This window comes from Paeniglutamicibacter sp., from assembly GCF_046714615.1.
Lineage (GTDB): Bacteria > Actinomycetota > Actinomycetes > Actinomycetales > Micrococcaceae > Paeniglutamicibacter.
The window spans coordinates 1-10,438 of the sequence record NZ_JBKKAP010000097.1 but is presented as its reverse complement, the minus strand read 5'-3'; the positions used below and the strand labels follow the sequence as shown (position 1 = coordinate 10,438).

Annotated in this window: 7 protein-coding genes; all 7 read right to left on the bottom strand. The window is 54.3% G+C overall.

Features of this window, described 5'->3' with window-relative positions:
* Positions 1-78: 78 nt before the first annotated feature.
* Positions 79-1,263 carry a non-hydrolyzing UDP-N-acetylglucosamine 2-epimerase gene (gene wecB, locus ACLQ7E_RS12020; RefSeq protein ID WP_411732812.1) on the bottom strand — a complete coding sequence of 395 codons (1,185 nt, stop codon included), beginning with the start codon at positions 1,261-1,263 and terminating at the stop codon, positions 79-81.
* Positions 1,264-1,317: 54 nt separating this feature from the next.
* A complete protein-coding gene (wecC, locus tag ACLQ7E_RS12015; RefSeq protein ID WP_411732811.1) occupies positions 1,318-2,550 on the bottom strand; it encodes a UDP-N-acetyl-D-mannosamine dehydrogenase in 1,233 nt (410 codons plus the stop codon).
* A gap of 113 nt (positions 2,551-2,663) precedes the next feature.
* Positions 2,664-4,454, bottom strand: coding sequence for a glycosyltransferase family 4 protein (locus tag ACLQ7E_RS12010; protein WP_411732810.1), 1,791 nt, complete (start codon positions 4,452-4,454; stop codon positions 2,664-2,666).
* On the bottom strand, positions 4,447-5,565 hold the full coding sequence (locus ACLQ7E_RS12005; RefSeq protein ID WP_411732809.1) for a glycosyltransferase family 4 protein: 1,119 nt from the start codon (positions 5,563-5,565) through the stop codon (positions 4,447-4,449). Before ACLQ7E_RS12005 ends, ACLQ7E_RS12010 begins: the two co-directional genes overlap by 8 nt.
* A gap of 410 nt (positions 5,566-5,975) precedes the next feature.
* Positions 5,976-7,886 (bottom strand): glycosyltransferase, encoded by a 1,911-nt coding sequence (locus tag ACLQ7E_RS12000; protein WP_411732808.1) that lies wholly within the window; start codon positions 7,884-7,886, stop codon positions 5,976-5,978.
* A gap of 371 nt (positions 7,887-8,257) precedes the next feature.
* Positions 8,258-8,974, bottom strand: coding sequence for a DUF6270 domain-containing protein (locus tag ACLQ7E_RS11995; RefSeq protein ID WP_411732807.1), 717 nt, complete (start codon positions 8,972-8,974; stop codon positions 8,258-8,260).
* Between the two features lie 279 nt (positions 8,975-9,253).
* Positions 9,254-10,159 (bottom strand): alpha/beta fold hydrolase, encoded by a 906-nt coding sequence (locus ACLQ7E_RS11990; RefSeq protein ID WP_411732806.1) that lies wholly within the window; start codon positions 10,157-10,159, stop codon positions 9,254-9,256.
* Between the last annotated feature and the right edge of the window lie 279 nt (positions 10,160-10,438).

Below are 10,438 nucleotides of genomic sequence, written 5' to 3'. Positions count from 1 at the left end.
TGCTTTGTTTTCCGAATAAGTGACGGCGGGCTCTCCAACTAGAAGTTGGAGTGCCGGCCTTCACTTAGATCTGACTAGCTAGATGCTTGCAGCATTCACCAAGCTCGCCTCGGAAGGCAAGTTTGAGTCAAAATCATCCATGCGAGTGCCCACACCGAGAAGTTCTGCGATGGCGGCAACCGTGCGGACTGCCGCCTGGCCGTCACCATACGGGTTTGTTGCCATGGCCATCTGCTCATAGGCAGCAGCATCATTGAGCAAGAGCTCGACCGATTCAAAGATCTTCTCTTCGTCGGTGCCGATGAGCCTCACCGTGCCGGCGACAACGGCTTCGGGACGCTCGGTGTTCTCGCGCATCACGAGTACCGGCTTGCCGAGGCTCGGCGCCTCTTCCTGCACGCCACCGGAGTCGGTCAGCACGATGTTTGCCGCCGCGATAAGTCGGGTGAACTCACCGTAGGCCAGTGGCTCGGTCAGGGTGATGTTCTTGCGCCCCTCGATTTCCGGCAGCAAGGCTTCACGAACGGCGGGATTGCGGTGCAGAGGAAGAATGAATTCAACCTCTGGCTCGGCAGCCGAGAGGCGTGCCAAGGCGCGACCAATCCCACGCATCGGCTCGCCCTGGTTTTCACGACGGTGCGTCGTGACCAAGACGATCTTGCGGCCGGAAGACACAAGTGCCTCCAGCAGGGGGTCGCCGAAGGGAATGTTCTTCTCGACCACTGTGAACAAAGCATCGATGACGGTGTTGCCGGTGACCGTAACGGTCCTCGGATCAATGGTCTCGTTGATCAGGTTCAGCTGGCTCAGCGTGGTGGGAGCAAGGTGCAGGCTGGCGAGCTGGGACGTCATCTTGCGGTTCGCTTCCTCCGGGAACGGAGAGAAGATGTCGTAGCTGCGCAACCCTGCCTCGGCATGGACCACCGGTATGCCGTGGTAGAACGCGGCGATGGCGCCTGCCGTCGACGTAGTGGTGTCCCCCTGGACCACCACTGCGTCCGGCTTTTCCTTCTCAAAAATTGCATCCAGGCCATTGATGGTCTTGGTCAGCAATGAGTTGAGGGTCTGACGCGGCTGAATAACGTCGAGATCGTAGTCTGGGGTGATGTCGAAAAGTTCGTTGACCTGATCGAGCATCTCGCGGTGCTGGCCGGTCACGGTCACCACGCAGTCAAAGAGCTCGGATTCCTGCAAAGCCTTGACGATCGGTGCCACCTTGATGGCTTCTGGCCGAGTGCCGTAAATCGGCATGATTTTCTTCACGATAACCTATCCGTTGGGGCGAATAATGATGTGGATGAACGTGCCGCTAACAGACTAGCGCCACAGTCCACGGGTATCGATGACATCCTTGCCGGCCAGAGCGGTGGCCGGAACAGTCTTGAACTGGTCGTGGTCAACCAGAACAACAATGGTGGAAGCCTCTTCAAGTGCTGCTTCGGTGCTGGTCAAGGATACGTTGTCGATCCCGGTCAGTGCCTTGGGCAATGCCTCGATGTGTGGCTCCACCAAGAGGAATTCAACGCCAGGTGCCTTTTCGGACAAAGACTTGGCGATCGCGATGGACGGGGATTCGCGCAGGTCGTCGATGTTGGCCTTAAATGCCAGGCCCAAAACGGCGACCTTGCCGTTGAATCCCGGCGTTTCGGTCGACTTAATGACCTTGTCCACGACCCAGGTAGGCTTGGCGTCATTGGTTTCGCGCGCCTGGCGAATCAACTTGGATTCCTCAGGTGCCGCGGAGACGATGAACCAGGGGTCAACGGCGATGCAGTGTCCGCCAACGCCCGGGCCCGGCTGCAGGATGTTTACGCGCGGGTGGTGATTGGCCAATTCGATAAGCTCCCACACGTTGATACCGACCTTGTCGGAAATCACCGACAGCTCGTTGGCGAAGGCGATGTTGACATCACGGAAGGAGTTCTCAACCAGCTTGGCCATTTCGGCCGTCTTTGCATCCGTGACGAGGATTTCCGCCTCGCAGAAGACGCTGTAGAGGTCCTTGGCCATTTGTGCAGCCTCGGGCGTGATGCCCCCGACGATGCGGTCGTTGGTAACCAGTTCTTCCATGACGCGGCCGGGCAGTACGCGCTCCGGGCAGTGTGCAATGTGGAGGCTCGAGGAATCCAGGTCCGGGCGGGCGGCAAACAAGCGGTCCGCCATATGCTGGGTGGCACCCGGAGGGGAGGTGGACTCAAGGATGACCAGCTCGTTGCCGCGGAGCTGCGGGGCGATCTTGTCGGCAGCTGCCTCAATGTAGGAGAGGTCGGCGCTGTGGTCGGCATTGAACGGAGTCGGGACGGCCACGATGTAGGCATCCGCTGAAGGGGTATCAAAGCTGGCGCTCAAAGTTCCATTGGCCACCGCAGCAGCAACGAAGTCACCGAGTGCAGGCTCAACAAACGGAACCTCTCCGCGGTTCACTGCATCGACGGTACGTGGAGTGACATCCACGCCCTTGACGATGATTCCCTTCGAGGCGAGAATTGCCGCCGTGGGCAGTCCGATGTAGCCAAGTCCGACTACGGCAACTTCTTTGATACTCGTCACTATGACGTTTCCCCTTGGTTCTAGTGGGCGCACCAAGGCGTGAAAACAACCGAGGCACTGAAGTTCAGGAGGCTACGATTCGTAACCTCGACCAGAATACTGCATTCGTCCATTCAGTGCAGTTTGTCGGTGATCAATTTGTATGTCTCAGATAACATTTGGGCGTTTGCCTTCCATGTGCGTTCGGCAAGCATTTGCTTTCTTCCGGCAGCACCCATCGAAGCTCTCTTCGAGGGGTCATTGAGCAATGTTCTAATCGCGTCGGCCAAGTGGTGCGAATCATCTGGAGTCACCAGTAAGCCAGTTTCCCCGTGCAGCACGAGCTCGCGCAATGCTGGCAAGTCCGCCGCGATGACGGGGACTTCACATGCCAAGGCTTCAACCGGCTTCAGCGGTGTCACGGCTTGGGTGACCGAAAGATTCCGACGTGGAACCACGAAAATATCCAGCGCGCAATGATAGGCGCGAGCGTCGTTGCGCGGGACACGTCCCGGAAAAATACACTGCTCGTAAATGCCGAGAGATTTGCTCAGTTCCTTGAGATTGTTAGCTTCGACACCACTGCCGACAATTAAGACGCGTAGCTTCGGGTTCTCCGGTATCAGCTCCGCTGCAGCCTGGATCAAGAGATCCAACCCTTCGTAGGCAACCAGGCTGCTGACAGTGCCCACATACTGGTGCTCCATGGACAGACCTAGCGTCTGTCGAGCCTGCGCGCGCTCGATCGGTTCATCAAGGTAGGAATCCCCAATGGCATTCGGGGCAAGCGAGATCTTCTCAGCCGGCACTCCGAGTCCAACAAGTTCGGCCTTCATGGCCTCACCCAAAGTCAGAACATGAGTTGCCCGTGAAGCGACGAAGGCTTCGCGTTCCCGGAACAATCCGTATCGTTGCGAGGTCTTGACGTCCTCGGGTCTAGTGGAAGCCCATGTATCCGCAAGCTGGCCACGGACCTCGTAAACCCATGGGATCCCATAAGCCTTGGCCACAGTCATAACGGCAAGTGCATTGGAGAAGTCGGTCGTGGTGTGGAGCACACTGGGTCTTAGACGAACGACAGCTTCTGCCAGGGCGTCCGCCTGTTGCTGGATCTTGGATCGCATATCGGATTTGTACACATTGGGGAGAACTCGTCGATACGTGATCCCGTCAATATCATCCGTTGCCTTGGCTTGGAACTTTCCTATAGAGAGCGGATAACCTGCTCGTGTCAGCACCTCCACTTTCCAGCCTTCATCCTTGAGGGACGTCATGATCGAATGCGAGCGCTGTGCATAGCCACTGCCCGTGTGAGGCAATGAATTCGTCAAGAAGTGAAGTGCAGTAGCCTCGATCGGATCATCGCGATGCTGAATCACACCGTTGGCGATGAGCGGCTCAGCCCCCTGGAACACTTCGAGTTCACTCCGATAGTGCCGAAGCTGCCTGTTGGAAGGAGGAAGCACGTCTGCCAAAAGATCAATGGCTTCCTGCATACGTCCCAAATACCACGCGTGCCGTGCCTGCGAACGACGCAGCGCAACATTAGTTGAGTTTCGGTTTGAAAGTAGGTGGGCCGCACTGATTGGATCCTGAATGGCAACGGCCAAATCCCCCAACCGCGCCAGTTTATGATCCGGCTGCGCATCCTTGTCCACCTTCCGCAGGTAATTTCCGAGGTGCGAAGTATTGCCGGAAAGCAGCAGCGTGAATCCATTGAGAGCTGTGGCACCTCTGGGAAGAAACCGATTGCAGGCGCCTGCCAACTTCGCCAGGGTGCCGGAGTCCAATCGCCTCGAGGCCTGAAGCAAGAAATACGTCGGGTCGTCAAGCAAGTTGTCCTTGACGATCCTGCTGATTGTCTTCAGATTCTTCAACGCGCGAGTTCTGTCCCTCTGGGACTCGCGGGGATTGGTTTCAGTCATGGTTTCGTTCTCGTCTGGCAATTCCGCTAATCAATTCCACGTATTTTTCTCCGAGTTTTTCCAACGAAGCTTTCTCGAACACCCATTCACGACCGGTGGTTCCCACGTCGAGCCTGCCTTTGTCAGCCAATAATTCGAGCCACAAGTCGGCGATGTGGCGTGGATCGTGATCAACGATGTCACCAGCCTCGGCATCAGTGATGATCTGTGCTGCCTCACCCTTAACGATTCCGGTGATGTGTCGATCCATCGCCAACAGCTCGTAAATCTTCGATGGAATGGTGTGGTTAAAGCTCGCCCAGTCGTCACGCAAACTCACGACACAGGTGTCGGCCCATTGATAGTGCGCCCGAAGGGCATCCCCACGGGCCGGATCGAGGAAATCGACGTTGGCCCCGATTCGTTCGGCGTACCGCTGCAGCCGTTCAGCAGCAGTCCCGCCGCCTACGATCCGGACTTCAACCTCATCCGCCACCATCGTCGCTGCCAGCAGCACTGATTCAAGCCCTTGGCTCTCCCCCAAGTTCCCCAGATAAAGCACATGCAGTTTAGAGTCTTCGCGTTTTGAGGATTTAGGCATAGGCTCAAAATTCCTAGTGCTGATCCCGTTGTGAATGGTCTGTACTGCACGCACACCGTCGCCGGCGAGAATCCCTGCGAAACCATCGGTTACTGTGACTACCAATGTCGCTCGACGTTGCACAGCGCGGACAGCGCGGTGGGCCATATTAGTCAGCCATTTCCAACGTAGAATACGTGAATCCGAGATGAGATCCGGCCATGCGTCCCGCATCTCCAAAAGCAACGGTCGCCTAAGAATAGAAGCGACAGCATATCCAATAAACATCGTTGGCAATGCCGGGACGGTGGCTATTACTACATTTGGTCTTGCTCGGAGCAAGGCCACCGGAAGCATCAATGCACCGTCAAGCGCATTTTTGATGATCTTGCCCGCAATATGGCTTGGCTTCTTCATGGACGGGTAGCTACGTATGTATTCACCGTGAATGCCCCGTTCGGCCAATCCAAAACGGTTCCGCGCCGTTGCTTCAACGGACTGTGCAGCACTCCTAGGAGTGACAACATTCACTTGCCAGCCGTGGTTCCTCATGACGTAAACAAATGAGTCCCAGCGACGTTGGGGTGGAGATACCTCCGGAGAATAGGAATGCGTCAACAGAAGGACGCGCACTTCCCCCACAGGCAATTCCACCCATTCTCTAGGAGCCGAAACTCCGCCGTTGATTCATCGATTCTACGACACGATCACATCGCTGATGTTATCGAGGCAAACATGAACGCATGGACGCAGTGTGCCCATCATCAAATTAGAAAACGTCCAGTTCGCTTACCCCGATGAATGCGAAAATAACTCCGGACGGTACGACGACGGAAATTTTCACGAACCCAACAGTGAATTGCTCCGGTAAACCGATCAGCAAATTAACGGCGTTAGAAAGTTCAGCAGGAATGTATTGCGCCATCATCGGGGACTTCACCGGCAACTTGCCCTGTAAAGAGCTAGAAGAAGATGTGTTTGTCGTTACGACCAAACCATTGAATACTCCCAGTCGCGGTCAGCTCCGCATCGCTAACGTCCCAGGTATGCGCCCGGCCATCATTACCGCGCATCTGGACGAAGTTGAACCGATCCGCCGAGTAAACCGTACCGCCTCCATCTGCGACATCGCGGAGAAAATTGGTGTCTTCACCGCGGCTCCGTGCTTGGAACGGTGTTTCTTTGAAGACGTCTGCACGTCCAAGCATCGTCGGACCCATGACCAAATCAGTGAACCGATGCTCGCGATCGGCAAACCGCAGGAGCGTGGCATCAGAATCAGCCAGGTACATGTAGTGGGCTTGTTTGCCCACAACAGAGGCACCGCTGTACCTCAGAGCCGAGACCTGGTCGCATAGGTAGTGCTCGCCGTAAAGGTCATCATCATCCATTTTGGTGATGAAATCCCCTTCACACCGCGCAACTGCCTGGTTAAGGCACTCGCCAAGGGTAAGATCCCTACCCAATTCAAGGACCACAAAGTCGGTAATACCGGCAGTTTTGGCCTTTTCAGCGAGCTTGCTGTTGTCAACGGAGAATCCGTGAGTAACGAGCACCAACTGAACTTCAACGTTCCGTTGGCAACCAACGGTTTGGAAAATATGGTCGAGTTGCTGCGGGCGGATGGTCGACACCACAGCGCTGACTCGGGGAATTTCCGCCATCGACAGCGGATTTTCTGCGATCGGATTGAGTCCCACGAAGTTTGTGACAGTCTTAGCCCGGTGCGCATATGTGTGTTCGTTCCAAATGCGACGTTGTCCAAGATGGACCATGCGGTCACGGAGTTCTGGGCTGCGCACAATGCTACGGATGGCGTGTGCCGCTTCCTCCCTCGAATGCACCTCGATGACCTCTGATGGCGCGAAGAAATTGCTAATCGCCGCACTTGGGGCTGAGACAACCGCCGCACCTGCCGCGGTGATCTCAAAAATCCGTCGAGCACACATGCTCGGCGAATCAACAACAGAATTCACGTTGAGGAACACGTTGTAGTACTTGTACGCCGTCAGCATTTGATCATAGGCAAGCGAACCAACTACATGGGCCCGGTACGGATCTGGGAACTGATACTTTTCATCACCACCGTGTTGGCGCGAGAAGATATCCAACCCGTACCTTAGCTTGGGCGAGATGTCGACGGCTCCCCCAAGTACGATATCCATCTGCTCGCGACGTTCCGGGAACTTATGCGCAAAATACATGCCGGCAAACGCGATGTCTCGCCGTGGCTGCGAAATAGGGCGAACCGGATTGTGGAACTCAGGCTGGGCCGCAAAGCTCAGTGAAGCAACTCGGCTATGCCCCAGCGCAGACTTGTAACGGGGAATCATTCGTTCATCTGAGGTGAACACGAAGTCGAACAATTTCGCTGCTTCGAGGAAGTCATCGAAATGTGGAGGATCTTCCTTGTTCCAGAATGCCGTCGGTACTCCATTTGCTTTGAAGGCATTCACCATTTCCGCAAAGGCAGGTCGTGGAGCAGTCGGACCCGTCAGGTGATACTGCCACGATTTGGAATTTCCGGCCCAGGCGGATTCCACAAACAGAAGATCGAAGTCCTTGCTCTCAAGCTCTTCAAACCAGGTGGTTGGCTTGATGTAAATGCAATCCCATTCAGGACCCCATGCGCGAGCACTAAAGTCATCCAAGATTACGGCGACCTTTAGCTTTGGACCCGAATATATTCCTGCCTCTTGAAGAATAGTAGGCAGAGATAGACCTATTTCTCTTTCAACCTTGCCCCGAACTGTATTCAACAATCCCCCCGGTGCATCTAGCTTTGCACGCTTTTCCCATTGACGAACTTGCGCAAATCCACCACGCCGGTAATGCCAAACGGCTTTTCGAAAATGATTGATGCTTAATTTCAAGATTTTTCTCGCAATGCAGGAGGAACCGGGAGATTAACAAATATTTAAGAGTCCACGACTCAAGGGCTGGACATGAAAGCGTACCGAACATCAAATCGTGCCCATAGCAGGTTTGCAACGATAGCCCCGATATCCTTCCAAGAGAAAACTCAGCCTCGCGCAACCATCATCAACAATAACTCGTTCAGCGAAGCGCCGAAGTCAAATCATCGCAGCAGCCCAACTGTCACTGTCGGCAGTAGCAGAAGTGATTCTCGATAATTAGACTCGGCTGGCCAAATTCGAGATGGCAAAGTCTGGCTCGGAGCCATTTTGGACACGCATGGGTGCATCACTATGCGTCATGGGAATTGAACCTATCAGCGAGCAATTTAGGTCAGCAAACGATCACCGAAGGATTTGTAGGCAGCATCAATATAGTGGAATGGTGTTGCTCCCCATGTATGTTCTTCTGAAGACAGAACCATTTCTGGATCATGGTCCACAACATTGAATCCAATGGAACGCAAGTAGTCATAATATGGCTCAAACCGTTGGTTCCAACTAACAGCTGACTCGCCACGAAATTCTTTAAGTTCAACACCAAGATCCGTAACGGAAGCAAATCTCGCTGCAAGTACAAATGTCTTGCCCATATAACTGTCAAGGTCAGCACGCATTTCTATTGCCGCGCTAGCCCACAATTCGAAATGCTCAGGGCTACCGAACGGTACGATTTGACGCATCACGGCGTCATCTACCGCCTTCGATTTTCGAAGTTCATTTGACATTGTGATCCATGAACCCTCGACCGGAAGAACTCCAAGCCGTTCGTCAATAAGGTCAAGCATTATCAGATCGCTCGTTGCCGGGCGGGTGCTTTTCAAAACGTTGCGACCAGACGATCGAAAGTCGTCTTCAACCATGCGCTTCTGAAAAGCGGATGGCAACACGACGTTCGGGGGACGTCGGCTTTCAGCGTACGCGCTAATCCATGACTGACGGGCTGTGTAGTGGCCCGCTTTGAACCGTTCAGAGTCAATACGAGCAAGGTCTCGAGAAACGCAAGAACCAAATATCAAAGCAGTTCTAGGGGCATCAAAGTTCATATGATCATCCTACCCAGAACGAAATTCGACAACCACTTGCACGGCTAATGAGCCCTCCTCAATTGCAGTTGCTCCGCAAGAATCTGCCGTTGAAGCCGCACGCCCTGCGCAAACGAGACAGGATTCAACGCGGAGTACTGCAGGCTGGCATGACGCCCGCAGAGATTCCAGACAGTGGTGCCCAAAATTTAAAGCAAAGTAGTGGATCGTGTCACAGCTTCTGCGGTGAAGCAGACGTGCCGCAGATGAAGCACCATAAGCTCCGGCGCTGAAAGTTTGTCAGATAGTGAGCGCTACAGCACCCAAGGTCTCGCTCGGTGTCTTGAATTCCGGGAATCGCTCCCATAGTCTTAGCCACTCCCCATGTACTTCCACGGCAGCTTCGAGGAGCTCGATCTGCATTGCCTTAGGAGCGGGATGATGGCCTGGACCCCACCCGTGACCCAGAAGCACACGAATATCAGTCAGAGATGCACGCTCTTGCAGCAGCGGAGTCATGTGATGCTCGATATGGTGCTGGTCAGTCGCACTTTGCAAGTAGAGGACGGAGTTTTCCGGTCCGGCCGCGTATTGGCCAACAACAGAAGTAGTGGTTCTCTGTGGCAGTACCTGATGAGCTTTCTCGAACGTATGAATATTCCACGCCAGCTTTGAATATTTCATGACGTGCTGGCGGTGATACTTCAGAAGATCAGTTTGGGGATTAACCACGAAGGCAAGTGAGTTCGGAATTCGCGCAGAATAGTGAAGTGCCGCAAAACCGCCACCAGACGTACCGACGAGGATGACATGCTTGGCCCCAAGGCCTCTGACAAGATGTTCAATTATCCGCGTCAGGTCATCTTGAACGGAACGCTGTTCGCTGTTTCCGGCGAACCACGCGAGTTTCAATTCATCGTTTAGCTCAAGAGTTGGATCGGCAAAATATACCTTGTGGGCCTGAAGTGTTCGAAACACACCAGCACCTACAAAATAGGGTCTTGTTACCTTTTCATTGGTTACGGCCGGATGGAAAGACAAGATTAATGTCTCAGCACCTTCGGACGGGTTCACCAGCACGTCAAGAACTCGCTCATTATATGAAATCGTACTAAGTCCTTGCATGACCGGCGCTTCGAAGAAAGAATCTAGATCCGCGTAGTCATTTTGCGTCGCCGAATACCTGCGCGTGTCACGAGTTGTCATGCGAAAGAGACTAGCAGTAACGTGTTCCCTCCATTACATGCGCCCATGAAGATGCCACGCGCACCTCAAATTGAAAGGACAGCCAAGACTCCAATAGTGGTGAATGAAAATCGAGAAACAGTGCTCTGAACAAAGAGCTGCAGTGCCATCACGTGCTAAATAGCGTCAGGAGGTACTCCTGTTCCGGCTTGTTGGTACTCCCGTTCCGGGAACACGGTACCGCTCGAGAGCCTTTCGTGATCGTCTGATCTGGTCGCCACACAACACGGTGCGGCGAAC

Excerpts from the sequence above, each read along its gene's own strand:
- ACLQ7E_RS12005 (WP_411732809.1), bottom strand. The coding sequence starts at position 5,565 with ATGAGGAACCACGGCTGGCAAGTGAATGTTGTCACTCCTAGGAGTGCT.
- ACLQ7E_RS12010 (WP_411732810.1), bottom strand. The coding sequence starts at position 4,454 with ATGACTGAAACCAATCCCCGCGAGTCCCAGAGGGACAGAACTCGCGCG.
- ACLQ7E_RS11990 (WP_411732806.1), bottom strand. The coding sequence starts at position 10,159 with ATGACAACTCGTGACACGCGCAGGTATTCGGCGACGCAAAATGACTAC.
- ACLQ7E_RS11995 (WP_411732807.1), bottom strand. The coding sequence starts at position 8,974 with ATGAACTTTGATGCCCCTAGAACTGCTTTGATATTTGGTTCTTGCGTT.